The sequence below is a fragment of the Streptomyces sp. CA-135486 genome, assembly GCF_050936555.1.
Classification (GTDB): Bacteria; Actinomycetota; Actinomycetes; order Streptomycetales; family Streptomycetaceae; genus Streptomyces.
In genome coordinates this window covers 1,789,585-1,803,637 of record NZ_JBNJMM010000002.1, presented here as the reverse complement: position 1 = coordinate 1,803,637, position 14,053 = coordinate 1,789,585, and the positions used below count along the sequence as shown (strand labels likewise).

14 protein-coding genes are annotated in these 14,053 nt (G+C 69.3%); 12 read left to right on the top strand and 2 right to left on the bottom strand.

The window, feature by feature from the left end:
- Positions 1–119 precede the first annotated feature (119 nt).
- The 6 genes from ACQEVG_RS27650 to ACQEVG_RS27625 all read left to right on the top strand — a co-directional run bounded on the left by ACQEVG_RS27650 (position 120) and on the right by ACQEVG_RS27625 (position 6,326).
- Entirely contained in the window at positions 120–527 is a 408-nt protein-coding gene (locus ACQEVG_RS27650) for a DUF742 domain-containing protein (protein ID WP_360877586.1), read from the top strand.
- Complete coding sequence (locus ACQEVG_RS27645) at positions 508–1,089, top strand: GTP-binding protein (protein WP_404723857.1); 582 nt, start codon at positions 508–510, stop codon at positions 1,087–1,089. Before ACQEVG_RS27650 ends, ACQEVG_RS27645 begins: the two co-directional genes overlap by 20 nt.
- Positions 1,090–1,425: 336 nt before the next feature.
- Positions 1,426–4,683, top strand: coding sequence for a nitrate- and nitrite sensing domain-containing protein (locus ACQEVG_RS27640; RefSeq protein ID WP_432988652.1), 3,258 nt, complete (start codon positions 1,426–1,428; stop codon positions 4,681–4,683).
- 10 nt (positions 4,684–4,693) lie between these two features.
- Positions 4,694–5,107, top strand: coding sequence for a roadblock/LC7 domain-containing protein (locus ACQEVG_RS27635; protein WP_005311461.1), 414 nt, complete (start codon positions 4,694–4,696; stop codon positions 5,105–5,107).
- A 96-nt stretch (positions 5,108–5,203) separates the two neighbouring features.
- Entirely contained in the window at positions 5,204–5,764 is a 561-nt protein-coding gene (locus tag ACQEVG_RS27630) for a DUF742 domain-containing protein (RefSeq protein ID WP_432988650.1), read from the top strand.
- Positions 5,745–6,326, top strand: coding sequence for a GTP-binding protein (locus ACQEVG_RS27625; protein WP_050791473.1), 582 nt, complete (start codon positions 5,745–5,747; stop codon positions 6,324–6,326). The genes ACQEVG_RS27630 and ACQEVG_RS27625 overlap by 20 nt, the downstream gene beginning before the upstream one ends.
- A gap of 113 nt (positions 6,327–6,439) precedes the next feature.
- On the opposite strand, the gene ACQEVG_RS27620 is transcribed toward ACQEVG_RS27625, so the two are convergent.
- A complete protein-coding gene (locus ACQEVG_RS27620; protein ID WP_432988648.1) occupies positions 6,440–7,471 on the bottom strand; it encodes a ketoacyl-ACP synthase III family protein in 1,032 nt (343 codons plus the stop codon).
- Positions 7,472–7,660: 189 nt separating this feature from the next.
- Here ACQEVG_RS27620 and ACQEVG_RS27615 point away from each other — a divergent pair, with 189 nt between their 5' ends.
- Complete coding sequence (locus ACQEVG_RS27615) at positions 7,661–8,086, top strand: nuclear transport factor 2 family protein (RefSeq protein WP_432988646.1); 426 nt, start codon at positions 7,661–7,663, stop codon at positions 8,084–8,086.
- A 54-nt stretch (positions 8,087–8,140) separates the two neighbouring features.
- On the opposite strand, the gene ACQEVG_RS27610 is transcribed toward ACQEVG_RS27615, so the two are convergent.
- On the bottom strand, positions 8,141–8,689 hold the full coding sequence (locus ACQEVG_RS27610; protein ID WP_432988644.1) for a TetR/AcrR family transcriptional regulator: 549 nt from the start codon (positions 8,687–8,689) through the stop codon (positions 8,141–8,143).
- A 128-nt stretch (positions 8,690–8,817) separates the two neighbouring features.
- On the opposite strand from ACQEVG_RS27610, the gene ACQEVG_RS27605 reads away from it, so the two are divergent.
- The 5 genes from ACQEVG_RS27605 to ACQEVG_RS27585 all read left to right on the top strand — a co-directional run bounded on the left by ACQEVG_RS27605 (position 8,818) and on the right by ACQEVG_RS27585 (position 14,050).
- Entirely contained in the window at positions 8,818–10,260 is a 1,443-nt protein-coding gene (locus ACQEVG_RS27605; RefSeq protein WP_432988642.1) for an MFS transporter, read from the top strand.
- Positions 10,261–10,409: 149 nt separating this feature from the next.
- On the top strand, positions 10,410–11,447 hold the full coding sequence (locus ACQEVG_RS27600; RefSeq protein WP_432988640.1) for a ketoacyl-ACP synthase III family protein: 1,038 nt from the start codon (positions 10,410–10,412) through the stop codon (positions 11,445–11,447).
- Positions 11,448–11,475: 28 nt separating this feature from the next.
- On the top strand, positions 11,476–12,141 hold the full coding sequence (locus ACQEVG_RS27595; RefSeq protein WP_432988638.1) for a UbiX family flavin prenyltransferase: 666 nt from the start codon (positions 11,476–11,478) through the stop codon (positions 12,139–12,141).
- Complete coding sequence (locus tag ACQEVG_RS27590; RefSeq protein ID WP_432988636.1) at positions 12,138–13,607, top strand: UbiD family decarboxylase; 1,470 nt, start codon at positions 12,138–12,140, stop codon at positions 13,605–13,607. Before ACQEVG_RS27595 ends, ACQEVG_RS27590 begins: the two co-directional genes overlap by 4 nt.
- On the top strand, positions 13,604–14,050 hold the full coding sequence (locus tag ACQEVG_RS27585; RefSeq protein ID WP_432988634.1) for an ester cyclase: 447 nt from the start codon (positions 13,604–13,606) through the stop codon (positions 14,048–14,050). Before ACQEVG_RS27590 ends, ACQEVG_RS27585 begins: the two co-directional genes overlap by 4 nt.
- Positions 14,051–14,053 lie beyond the last annotated feature (3 nt).

Genomic DNA, 14,053 nt, shown 5'->3' with positions numbered 1-14,053 from the left:
CCTTCCCCACGGGGGCGCACCAGTTACCCGCCACCGCACAGTAACCGTCAGGCCGAACGGCCCCCCACCGGCCCACTCAGACGGCACGCAGACCACTTGCTGTCACGCCCGGAGGATTCATGACCCCGCCACCCGCCTCTCACGATCCGTACGGCGCCTCAGTCGACGCGTCGTACGGACTTGAGGGCGACCAGCCGCTGGTCCGTCCGTACGCCATGACCGGCGGACGGACCCGGCCGCGCTACCAGCTCGCCATCGAGGCGCTGGTCAGCACCACGGCCGACCCGGCGCACCTCGGGACACTGCTCCCCGAGCACCAGCGGATCTGCCACCTGTGCCGTGAGGTCAAGTCCGTGGCCGAGGTGTCGGCGCTGCTGTCGATGCCGCTCGGGGTCGCCCGGATCCTGGTGGCCGACCTGGCGGAGGCGGGCATGGTGGCGATCCATCAGCCGGGCAACGGAGAGGCCGGCGGCACGCCGGATGTGACACTGCTCGAAAGGGTGCTCAGTGGACTTCGCAAGCTCTAGCGGAAGCGGGGCCCGGTCGACCACCAGCGCGAAGATCGTGGTGGCGGGCGGCTTCGGCGTGGGCAAGACCACGTTCGTGGGCGCCGTCTCGGAGATCAACCCGCTGCGTACCGAGGCCGTCATGACGTCTGCGTCCGCGGGCATCGACGACCTGACCCACACCGGCGACAAGACCACCACGACGGTGGCCATGGACTTCGGCCGTATCACGCTGGACCAGGACCTGATCCTTTACCTGTTCGGTACGCCCGGACAGGACCGGTTCTGGTTCATGTGGGACGACCTGGTCCGCGGCGCCATCGGCGCGGTCGTCCTCGTCGACACCCGGCGCCTCGCCGACTGCTTCCCGGCGGTCGACTACTTCGAGAACAGCGGTCTGCCGTTCGTCATCGCCCTCAACGGCTTCGACGGACACCAGCCCTACAACCCGGAGGAAGTGCGCGAGGCACTGCAGATCGGCCCGGACGCTCCTATCATCACGACGGACGCGCGTCACCGTGCGGACGCGAAGAGTGCGCTGATCACGCTGGTCGAGCACGCCCTGATGGCACGGCTCAAGTAGACGCGGACATACCGCAGTTGTCGTACTTATGCGCGGGCGGGCCGTGTCCTTTGACACGGCCCGCTCGCGTGTTCATAACGTTTCGACAGAGAATTAACGTGGCCCGAACACCCGGTGCATACGGCCGGTGCCACTGCGCTGATATTTGCCCCGCCATTTGACGGGGCTTGCTCTTTATGCCCGTTTTATCCGTGGCCTTCGCACTCGGAATGGCTGATTCCAACTGTTTGGAAGGGGGCCGCTCGACATGCTGGAATTCGACGAACTCCCGAGTAGTAGAGCTCTGAACGAAACACGGCACAACGTAGGTGCCGACGCCGAGAGGTTGTTGGTCGAGTGAGGCGAAGCATCACGAGCTCCGCAGGGCAGCAGGCGCGGGGCAACTTCACCCCGCCGCCGCGCACAGCGGCGTCGCCTGCGGATGCGCCCGGTCCGTCCCCGGCCGCCGGAAGCACCAGCCGGCTGTCCCCGCGCAACTGGCGGGTGCCCACCCGTCTGAACGCGATCCTCCTCATACCCGTGCTCGTCGGCCTGGTCATGGGCGGCTTCCAGGTGAAGTCCTCCATCGACACCTGGGACGAGGCACAGGACGCGGAGAAGACCGCCCTGATCGTGCGTGCCGCCTCCGAGTACGGTCAGGCGCTGCTCAACGAGCGCGACCTCACCGCGGCCACGCTGCTCACCGCCACCGGCGACGCGGACCGCGAGAACCCCGTCGTCACCAAGGCGTACGCCACCACGGACGACGCGAAGAGGAAGTTCGACCAGGCCGTCCAGGACATACCCCAGAAGCAGGGCCTGGAGCGCCGTCTGAGCCTCTTCCGCGCCGAGGAGCCCACCCTCGCCGAGCTCCGCAAGATCGCGTACACCAAGGGCATCGAGTCCAAGCCCAACGGGGCGGTCGGCACCGAAGAGAGCTACGTCAAGGTCCAGCACTCGCTGATGGAGTTCTCCAACGAGCTCGGCCTCGGCACCGGCAACATCACGAGCTACGGCCGTACGGTTTACGCCATCCAGCTCGCCAAGGCCGCCGAATCCCTTCAGCGCTCCATTGGTATGCACCTGTTGATCCGCCCGAGCGAGAACGACGCGATCCTCGCCAGGCAGCGGGTGGCCTTCAACTCGTACAACTACCTCGAGCAGATCGCGATCGGCGAGTACGTCTCCGGCGGTACCCAGGCGGACACGGACAACCTCAAGCAGATCATGACGGCCAAGGCCGCCGAGGGCGAGAAGCGGCTGAAGGCCGCCAATCTCGCCCCGCCGCGGGGCCCGGACAATTCGGTCCTCACCGGCATGGCCGCCAAGATCGGTGAAGGCCTCAGCCCCAAGCAGCTGAAGCGGCTCGACGTCACCCCCCAGACCTGGATGGGCGCCTCCACCGCCAAGTTCGACGGCTACACCCAGGTCGAGACCGACCTCGTCGACAAGGCCGTGACCGAGGCCGCCCAGATCTCCGACGACGCCAAGCGCGACGCCATCGTCAACGGCGCCATCGTCGTGGTCGCCCTGCTCGTCGCGTTCATCCTGGCCGGCCTCATGGCCCGCCAGATGAGCCGCTCGATGCGCCAGCTGCGCACCGCCGCCTTCGGCATCGCCGAGCAGCGCCTGCCGATGCTGGTCGACCAGCTCTCGCGTACGGAGCCGGGCCGCGTCGACACCCGGGTACAGCCGATCCCGATCGACAGCCAGGACGAGATCGGCGAGGTCGCGCGGGCCTTCGACCAGGTCCACCGCGAGGCCGTGCGGCTCGCCGCCGAGCAGGCCATGCTCCGTGGCAACGTCAACGCGATCTTCACCAACCTCTCGCGCCGCAACCAGTCGCTGATCGAGGGCCAGCTGACCCTGATCACCGACCTGGAGAACAACGAGGCCGACCCGGACCAGCTGGAGAACCTCTTCAAGCTGGACCACCTGGCGACCCGTATGCGCCGCAACGGCGAGAACCTCCTGGTCCTCGCCGGCGAGGAGCCGGGCCGCCGCTGGAACCAGCCGGTGCCGCTGGTCGACGTGCTCCGTGCCGCCTCCTCCGAGGTGGAGTCGTACGAGCGCATCGAGCTGACCGGCGTCCCGGAGACGGACATCCACGGCCAGGCCGTCACCGACCTTGTGCACCTGCTCGCCGAGCTGCTGGAGAACGCCACGACGTTCTCCTCGCCGCAGACGAAGGTCCGGGTGACGGCCACCAGGCTGCCCGACGGCCGGGTCATGATCGAGATCCACGACAAGGGCATCGGCCTGACCGCCGAGGACTTCGCCGACATCAATCACAAGCTGGCCAACCCGCCGACGGTGGACGCCGCCGTCTCCCAGCGCATGGGCCTGTTCGTGGTCGGCCGCCTCGCCGACCGGCACGGCATCCGCGTCCAGCTGCGCCCCTCGGGCGAGCAGGCCGGCACCACCTCGCTGGTCATGCTGCCCGACGCCATCACGCACGGCGGCGGGGGCGAGGCGCTGCCCGAGGACGACTTCACGGTCTCCCAGATCATTCCGGAGCAGCAGTCGTTCGAGCCCGCCCCGGTCCAGGCACCGCCGATGCGCACCGCCGCGGAGCTCGGCTTCGACGACTCGCGCTACGAGGACGCCTCGGAGGCCTCTCCGCAGCTCGACCCGGTGGGCCGTTCGCTGATGCGCGAGGAGCGCCGTGCGGCGCTGGAGGCGCAGGCACACGGCGGAGAGCGCCCGCTGTACCAGGACGAGACGGAGTACGCGGCCCAGGACCAGCAGTACGCCTCTGAGTACGGCCAGGAGTTCCAGGGCCAGGGGTACGCCGGACAGGACCAGACGTACGCGGGACAGGACCAGACGTACGCCGGGCAGGACCAGACGTACGCGGGGCAGGACCAGCAGCAGGCGTACGACGGCTTCGACGGCTACGGGCAGCCCGCTGGTTACCCGGAGCCGCAGGAGGCCCAGGAGCACCACACCGGTGCATATGCGGAAGCCAATTACCAGGCGCCGCAGGGGTCCGAGCCGCAGTACGACGGCCAGTACGACACGCAGTCCCACCAGGCAGAGTGGCCGGATCAAGGTACGTACCAAGGTGCGTTCGAGACGGATTACCGAGCGGAATCGGAATCTGCCCCCAGCGCTCCCACGAACGCCCCCGAGCGCGTAGGCTTCGACCGTCCGGGCCCCGCTCCGAGCAGCAGCCACGAGCTGACCGATTCAGGTCTGCCGCGGCGCGGCAGCAATCAGCAGCCGCAGCAGGCCCAGCAGCAGTGGCAGCAACCCGCCGAGCAGGCCCAGAAGGCTCCGCAGAGCGCTCAGGCCGAGGCAGCCGGCAATGGCGCCGGCTCCGAGGACTGGCGCTCGACCAACGACCAGCGCTGGCAGCGTGCTGAGAAGCTCCGCGAGCCGAAGGCGGGCGGGGTCACCTCCTCGGGCCTTCCGCGGCGGGTGCCCAAGGCCAATCTCGTCGAAGGCACGGCGGAGTCGACGCCGCAGGGCGGCCCCCAGGTCTCCCGCGCCCCGGAGGACGTACGTGGCAGGTTGAGCAACCTGCGTCGCGGCGTCCAGCAGGGACGCAGCGCGGGAACGGACACGAACGGATCGGGCTTCGGCCCGGGCAGTACCTACAACCAGGAGCGTTAGTGTGAGCCCGATGAGCCAGGCGGCGCAGAATCTGAACTGGTTGATCACCAACTTCGTGGACAACACCCCCGGGGTGTCCCACACCGTGGTGGTCTCCGCCGACGGACTCCTGCTGGCGATGTCCGAGGGTTTCCCGAGGGACCGAGCCGATCAGCTGGCGGCGGTTGCCTCCGGACTGACCTCGCTGACCGCGGGTGCGTCCAGGATTTTCGAAGGCGGCGCGGTCAACCAGACTGTTGTGGAGATGGAACGCGGCTTCCTCTTCATCATGTCCATCTCTGACGGCTCCTCACTGGCCGTTCTCGCACACCCGGAGGCCGACATCGGCCTGGTGGGTTACGAGATGGCTCTGCTGGTGGACCGGGCAGGCAGCGTCCTGACCCCGGACCTCCGTGCAGAGCTCCAGGGCAGTCTTCTCAACTGACAGGCAGACAGTGCGTTTCACGCCACCGCACCGTAAGGTGCGGTGGCGCGGCTCCACAGGGACATGGACCGGCGACCGGCAGTCGGAGGAGGAAACGTGGCAACACCCCCGGGCGGACGCCCTTATGACAGTGGTCACCAAACGCCGGGTGATCCCTCTCAGAACCGCTTCAACTTTCCCTCCACGCCGAGCAGACAGGGCGCTCAGCAGCCCTACCAGCCGCCGCAGTCGCCCTACGGCCCCGGGTACGACCAGCCGCAGCCGCGCATTCAGCCGGTGCAGCCGCGTCGGGCGCCGGAGGCCGCACCCGCGGCGCACAACCCCTTGGTGCGCCCGTACGCCATGACCGGCGGCCGGACCCGGCCGCGCTACCAGCTCGCCATCGAGGCGCTGGTTTCCACCACGGCCGATCCGTCCAGGCTGCAAGGGCAGTTGCCCGAGCACCAGCGGATCTGCCGGTTGTGCATCGAGATCAAGTCGGTCGCGGAGATCTCGGCACTTCTCTCCATTCCCCTCGGCGTTGCCCGGATCCTCGTCGCCGACCTGGCGGAGGCCGGACTTGTCGCCATTCACCAGCCCGGCGGCGAAGAGTCCGCCGGCGGCCAGCCAGCCGTGACACTGCTCGAAAGGGTGCTCAGTGGACTTCGCAAGCTCTAGCGGCGGTGCAGCCCGCTCAACCACCAGCGCGAAGATCGTGGTGGCGGGCGGCTTCGGCGTGGGCAAGACCACGTTCGTGGGCGCCGTCTCGGAGATCAACCCGCTGCGTACCGAGGCCGTCATGACGTCTGCGTCCGCGGGCATCGACGACCTGACCCACACCGGCGACAAGACCACCACGACGGTGGCCATGGACTTCGGCCGTATCACGCTGGACCAGGACCTGATCCTTTACCTGTTCGGTACGCCCGGACAGGACCGGTTCTGGTTCATGTGGGACGACCTGGTCCGCGGCGCCATCGGCGCGGTCGTCCTCGTCGACACCCGGCGCCTCGCCGACTGCTTCCCGGCGGTCGACTACTTCGAGAACAGCGGTCTGCCGTTCGTCATCGCCCTCAACGGCTTCGACGGACACCAGCCCTACAACCCCGAGGAAGTGCGCGAGGCGCTGCAGATCGGCCCGGACACCCCGATCATCACGACGGACGCGCGTCACCGTGCGGACGCGAAGAGTGCGCTGATCACGCTGGTCGAGCACGCCCTGATGGCACGCCTGCGGTAGCCGGTACCGCCCTCGTCCCTGTCTCTGCGAGGAAGCCCCTCGCACTCCTGACGGAGTGCGAGGGGCTTCCTCGTTTGCCCCGCGCTCAGCGGAGTGCGGGGGCTCTGTTCAGCTCAGCGGCTTTCGGGGCGTTGCACGACCAGGCAGGACCAGGTGAAGCCGCCGCCGCCCGTCAGCAGCAGGGCGAACTCGCCGGGGGCCAGGATCTCTTGCTCGGTGATGTCCGCGAGGTTCGCCAGTACGTCGCCGCAGCCGAGGTGGCCGGTCCGGGCGCCGAGCCGGAGTGGCTCGGCGCTCAACAGCTCGCCGACCACCGGGAGATACATCAACTCGACGGTTTTCGGCCCCAGTCGAGGGAGCGCGACGCAGCGGATGCGGGCATCGCGGGGGTCCAGTCCGGCGTCGTCGAGTGCGCTCAGCAGGACGGCACGTACCGCCTCGGGGCCCGTCTTCGCGAACCGGTCCATGCCGCCCGCCGCCAGGAACGCCTTCTTGGTCCTGCGGATGTCGATGGGCCTGCTGTGGGCGAGCGGGGCCGTACTGAACGGGTCGTCGCCGCGGTACATGGACTCCATGTCGGGGGCGGCGTACACCGATTGCGCGATCAGCCGCAGCCCCCGGCCGGACCGGCCCAGCACGGCGGCCGTCGCGCCGTCCCCGTACGCGACGTGGTAGTCGCCGTGCCAGCGGTCGAATCCGCCGCCGGTGAACCGGTCCGCCGTGGTGACCAGCGCCGCGCGCGCCGCCCGGTCCGCGGTGAGCCGTACGGCGGCGGTGTGCAGCGCCATGGCGCCCGCATGGCACATCTGCTGAATCCCGAAGGGTTCGGCCGCCCAGGCGCCCACCCCGTCGGCTACATAGTGCGCGGGGGACCAGAAGTCATGCCCCTGGTGGTAGATCCAGGCGTGCAGCAGCACGGCGATGTCCGCCGGGTCGGTGCCGGAGCGGGCCAGGGCCGCCCGGCCCGCGCGCACCGCCATCTCCGGGGGCGCGAGCGACGTGGACACCGGCACCTCGACCACCCCGGCGGCGGCCGGTGCGTCGGCGTCGAGGACTCCCTCCGCGACCAGTGCGTACGCGCTCTCCGTCTCCTCCGGCAGCCATGTCACGGCCGCTTCGATGGTCAAGCCCTCGCCGAACCTCATCCCAGGCTCCTGTCCGGGGCGCGGCCCCGTAGCTGACACCGGCCGCTCCCCGGCCGCCGTACCCGACAGACCCGCGAGGGGCCGGGGAAATACAGTCCGCCGCCGCTGTACGTGCGGGAGCCCGTGCCGGATCTGTTCGCAGGGGCCCGGACGGGCTTCAGGACACCACCCGAGGAAAGGGCGTCAGCGATGTCGCAGACCGAAACCGCCGCTCAACTGTGGGACGGCTGGCTGGAGATGTGGAATGTGGACCCGGAGGCGGCACACAAGATCATCGGTGATACGTACCGGGTGCATCTGCCGACGACCGGCGCGACGATCGACCCGTCGACGATCAGGGACGCGGCCGCGATGGCCGACTGGGTACGCGCCTTCACCGGCAAGTTCGAGAACCTCCGCTACCGGACGGATCTCGGCCCGATCGTGGACGGCGATCTGGCTGTGTGCCGCTGGTACGGCACGGCCACATGCCTGGGACGTACGGGATGGCCCTCGGACGTTCCCGGTAAGCAGATCACCTGGGTGGGCGTGGACATTCTGCGTATTTCTCAGGGTCGCATCATCGAGGCCTGGACCCAGGGGGCCGAGACCGATGTGAAGCCGTCGGCCGCCTGACAGGGCAGCGGCCGTGGGGGAATCCCGCACGGGACTTCCCCCACGGCCGGCGGATCAGCTGGACCAGCTCTCCACGGGCAGCGAGGCCACACAGGCCTTCGCCCAGGGCTCTTCCAGATTCCACAGGTCCATCGCGGCCATGTCGTTCAGCATCATGCCGAGCGAGAGGAAGCGTTTTACGGTGACGTCGTCCGCGCCGGAGAGCTGCTGGACGGTGTTCCACATCCGGCCGAAACCACGCTGCACGGTCGAGCGGACTTCGTCGTCCTCGCAGGCCGCGAAGCCGTGCAGTTGGATGAGGAGGAATGTGCGGTCGCGTACGAGCTTGCGGTACCGCTCGCCTATCGAGACCAGGGCATCGACGCCGGTCAGGCCCGCGCCGGCCTCCTCGAAAGCCTCGACGATCTTGTCGAACGAGCCTTCGACGACCGCGATGAACAGGCCCTTCTTCGTGCCGAAGAGGCGGAAGACATAGGGCTGACTGATTCCCGCCCTGCGAGCGATCGTCTCCGCCGAAGTCCCGTACAGCCCGGCACGCGAGAACTCGTCGGAAGCGATGTCCAGTATCTGCGCTCGGCGCTCGTCGCCTGTCATCCGATCCATGGGGCTCATGTAACCACGGACGGCCACCAAGACCATCGGGGCCGGGATGCCGAGGACGCGTTGACTTAGTAGTTAGTAACTACTACCTTCTTACTCGTGACCCATCACACCGAAGGGATTTGAAGAAGATGTCTCAGACGGTAGGGGGTACGACCGCCGCCTCCGGAGCGAGTGCGAGCCCGGAGTCTCCGGTCGCCGTACGCCGCCGCAAGCTTGTGTTCCTGGTGGTATGCGCCGGATTCGTCATGTCGAGCCTCGACATGATGATCGTGAACGTCGCGTTTCCGGCCCTTGAGCAGGACTTCGCGGGCAGCACGCCGGCGAGCCTCGCCTGGACGCTCAACGCCTACTCGATCGTCTTCGCCGCGCTGCTCGTACCGGCCGGCCGGCTCTCGGACCGCTCCAGTCGGAAGCAAGGATTCCTCCTCGGCCTCGGACTGTTCACCCTCGCCTCGGCCCTGTGCGCCGCCTCCCAGGGCGTCGCCATGCTGGTCGCGGCGCGGGTACTCCAGGCCGCCGGAGCCGCGGCGATGGTGCCCACCTCGCTGGGGCTGCTGCTCGCCGCCTACCCTGCCGAGCGCAGGGGCGGGGCGGTCCGCGCCTGGACCGCCATCGGCGGCGTGGCCGCCGCGCTCGCCCCGATCGTGGGCGGTGCGCTGGTGAACCTCGACTGGCGGTGGATCTTCCTCATCAATCTGCCCTTCGGTATCGCCGCCCTGCTGGTCGGAAGCCGGGTGCTGCCGGACACCAAGGAGACCGAACGCGGGCCGCTGCCCGACCTGTTCGGCTCGATCCTGCTGATCGCCGGGGTGGGCGCGCTCTCGCTCGGGCTCATCAAGGCCCCCGAGTGGGGCTGGGCGTCGGGCCGGGTCCTCGGCTGCCTCGCGGTGACCGTCCTGTCCTTCGCCGAGTTCTTCCGCAGGTCCGCCCGCCACCCCAGCCCCGTGGTGTCGCTGTCCCTGCTGCGCATCCGGTCCTTCAGCCTGGCGAACCTCACGGCCCTGGTGTTCAACACCTGCTTCGGGGCGATGCTCTTCTCCTTCATGCTCTGGTGCCAGAACATCTGGGGGTACTCGGCGCTGGAGACCGGACTCGCCCTGGCCCCCGGCACCTTCCTGATGCCGGTGATGGCCATGGCCACCGGTCCGCTCGCCAAACGGTTCGGCTCGGCCACCGTCGTGGTGACCGGCTGCCTGCTGCTCGCCGCCGGCGTCGTGTGGTGGGCCGTCGCAGCGCAGCTCCAGCCGAACTACGTGTGGATGCTGCTGCCGGGCGCCCTGCTGACCCCGGTCGGCACCATCCTGGGCACCACCGCCCTGGTCGGCCTGGTCACCAAGGACCTGCCGCCGGCCTCGTTCGCCACCGGCTCCGCGGTGAACATGATGGTCCGTCAAGTCGGTCTGGTGATCGGCATCTCGGTCTTCATCGCCGCACTCGGCACGCCGGGTTCGCCCGCCGCGGCCAAGGACGCCTTCCAGAACGCATGGATCATCACGGCCGCCATCGGCGGCGCCGCGATGCTCGTCGGTCTGCTGCTGCACAGCAGGCGCGGCGAGACCGGGCCCGCCTGAGGCCAGCCCAAGACCGCCGCCTGGAATCCGAATCCCCCGTCGGGTTCCAGGCGGCTCCCCTCCATCGCGTCCCAGGTGTATCCGGCACTCCTGCAGCCCGCTCTGTAGGTCGACAGCACGACCACGACGGGCAACAAGGAGTTCCAGGGATGAGGTTCGACGGAGGACTCGGTATCAAGGCGGTCACCACCTGGCTGCCCCGGACCGTGGAGACGACAGCAGATCAGGTCCTGGCCGGCCGGCTCGACGAGGAGCGGGCTCAGCGCCTGGGCGTGACCGAGCTCCCCGTGACCGACAGCCTCGCGGCCCCGCAGATGGCCGTCCTGGCCGGGCGCCGGGCACTGGAGCACGCCGGCTGGGGCCCGGAGCGCATCGGCCTGGTGGCCCACGCCCGGGTGTTCCACCAGGGTCACGAGAAATGGTCGTACGCCCACTACATCGCCAATGAACTGGGCGTTCCCGCCTCCGCCCTGCCCTTCGGGATAGAGGCCCTGTGCACCGGCGGTGCGACCGGCATCTATCTCGCGGCGGCCCATCTGCAGGCCGACACCTCCATGCAGGCCGCACTGGTCACCACGGCGGAGCGGTACTTCGCCCCCGTCTGGGACCGCTGGACCATGCACGGCGACATCGGATACGGCGACGGCGCCACGGCCGCGCTGCTGCACCGGCCCGACGGCAGCCGCGACGACCTGCGCCTGCTGTCGTTCACCCACTCCACGGCCGCCGTGCTCGAGGGCATGGAGCGGGGCAACGCCCCCTTCACCCAGGTCCCCATGCAGGACCGCGAGACCTGGATGACCAATGACGTACGCAGGGACTTCTACGAGGCGCAGGGCAAGGACTGCTTCCCGCAGGCCGCGAGCGTGCATGTGCGGGCCTCGCTCCTGCAGGCGCTGGCCGAGGCGGGGCTGGAGCCCGAGGATTCGCGCATCCGGCTCTTCACCATGCCGCGCATGGGGCCTCGCCTCGTGGAGGTGATGTACGGCTCCGTCCTCGGCCTGCTCAAGGCCGAGACCGTACTTTTGGGCGGCCGTACCGGACATCTGGGCGCCGGCGACCTGCTCGCCAACATGGCCGACATCGTCAGCCAACAGCTGCTGGAGCCGGGCGAGTTCGCGGTGGTGTGCGGCGGGGGCGGCGGCTTCACCTGGTCCACCGCGGTCGTCCAGGCCCCGGAGAAGTGATCACACAACCGTGAGGAAAGGCAGAGAAATGACCCAGCAGCCACGCCCCGGGAACGACCGGATGGTCGTGGGCATCAGCGGGGCCACCGGCGTCGTCTACGGGATCCGGATGCTCGAAGTGCTGCGCGCCGCGGGCATCGAGAGCCATCTGGTGCTCTCCCGCTCGGCGCGGCTGACCCTCTCGTACGAGTGCGATCTGAGCGTTCGCGAGGTGCAGGCGCTGGCCGATGTGCACTACTCCCCCGACGACGTCGGCGCCGCGGTCGCCAGCGGTTCCTTCCGCACCCGCGGCATGGTCGTGGCGCCCTGCTCGGTCAAGACCCTGGCCCAGATCGCCGTGGGCACCTGCGACACCCTGCTCGCGCGGGCCGCGGACGTGACCCTCAAGGAGCGGCGGCGGCTGGTCCTCATGGTGCGGGAGACCCCGCTGACCCTGACCCATCTGCGGAACATGGCGACCGTCACCGAGAACGGCGGTGTGATCGCGCCCCCCGTGCCCGCCTTCTACACACGCCCCGACGGGATCGAGGCCCTGGTCGACCAGTCCGTCGGCCGGGTGCTCGATCTGTTCGACATCGACACCGGCGCCTTCCCGCGCTGGGGCGACTTCCAGCGCCCCTCCCCCACCCCCGTTGCACCCGCCGAGTGGCCGCCTGCCCTCCCCGAACTCGAAGGAAGCGGAACCCGATCGTGAAGAAGCACCTGAAGAGCCTGCGCGAATACCTGGACGCGCTGGGCGAGTTGGGGGACGTACGGGAGATCCGCGGCGAGGCGGACACCCATCTGGAGATCGGCGCGGTCATCCGGCGCAGCGCCGAGAACCGCGACCCCGCCCCGCTGTTCACCAACATCCGAGGCCACGCTCCGGGCTTCCGGGTGCTCGGCGCCCCGGCCGCCCTCAGCTCGGTCTCCGGCCGGCGCTGGGCGCGCCCCGCGCTCTCCCTGGGCCTGGACTCCGCCGCCCATCCGCTGGAGATCGTGGAGGAGCTGGCCGCCGCCCGGCACGCCCGCCCCATCCCTCCCGTCACCATCGACGACGGCCCCTGCCGGGAGCATGTGCTGCTCGGCGAGGACGCCACGCTGGACGCCTTCCCCGTACCGCTGATCCACGACGGCGACGGCGGCCGGTACATCAACACCTGGGGCACGATCGTCGTCCGCAGCCCGGACGGCTCGTGGACCAACTGGTCCATCGCCCGCGTGATGATGCTCGACGGCCGCCGCATGGCCGGCATGGTCAGGCCGCTGCAGGACGTCGGCAAGATCTTCCGGATGTGGCGGGAGCGGGGCGAGCCGATGCCGTTCGCCCTGGTCCAGGGAGCCGAGCCGGCCGTGCCGTTCGTCTCCGGGATGGGCCTCGCCTCCGGAACCGACGAAGCCGGCTTCCTCGGCGCCCACTTCGGCGAGCCCCTCGAGCTGGTCCGCTGCGAGACCGTCGACCTGGAGGTGCCCGCCACCGCCGAGATCGTGATCGAGGGACATGTCTCGCTCGACGAGACCGCCCCCGAGGGCCCGATGGGCGAGTACGCGGGCTATCTGACCGGTACACCGCAGCCCTGGCCGGTCTTCCACATCAGCGCCATCACGCATCGGACCGACCCGATCCTGCCGGTCGTGTCGGCCGGAAAGCCGGTGGAGGAGGACCACACCGCGGTGGGTCTCACCTACTCCGCGGAGGCCCTGTACCAGCTGCGGACCGCGGGGCTCCCGGTGACCGCGGCGTGGATCGTCCCCGAGACCGCGATCAATCTGCTCGCCGTCACCGTGCCGCGGGACTGGCGCGAGCGGGGCATGTTCACCAGCACCCGGATGCTGACCCGCGCCATCGCCCAGCAGGCACTGCGCCCCAAGGTCGGCTTCTGGATCACCCGGGTGATGGTGCTGGACGACGACATCGACCCGACGGACCTGCGGGACCTGATGTGGGCGTTCCACACCCGCAGCCACCCGACCCGCGGCCAGCTCTTCTTCGAGGACCAGAAGGTCACCCCGCTCCATGTCTTCTACTCCCGCGAGGAGATGACCGAGGGCGGGCCCAAGGTCGCGTACGACTGCCTGCTCGACCCCGACGAGAACAAGCGGGCCCGTTCCACCGCCTTCAAGGACAACTTCTCCGCCGAAATCCAGCAGCGCGCACTCACCCTCTGGGAGAACCGATGACCGAGAACCTCAGCACCCGCACCGTCTGGGACCAGTGGATGGAGCTGTGGAACGGCGACTGGTCCCGGGCCGAGGCGATCGTGGCCGACGAGATCACCCTGCACCTGCCTCAGTACGGGATGCCGCCCGCCGCGAGCATCCGTACCCGGGAGCAGCTCGTCGCCTGGATCGCGGCGTTCCGCTCCTCGTACCTCGACGGACACATCCAGACCGATCTCGGCCCGTTCACCGACGGCGACCATGTGATCTGCCGCTGGATCTTCCGGGGCGACTGGCAGTCCGGGCGCCCGGCGGGTGTGACCGCGCCCGCGGGAACGCCGGTCACCCTGCGCGGCGCGGACATCCTGCGGCTCGACGCGGAGGGGCGGATCGCCGAGTACTGGCTCTCCGACGATCTGCTCGATCTGTACGTCCAGCTCGGCGCCCCGCTGCCCACCCCCTGACAC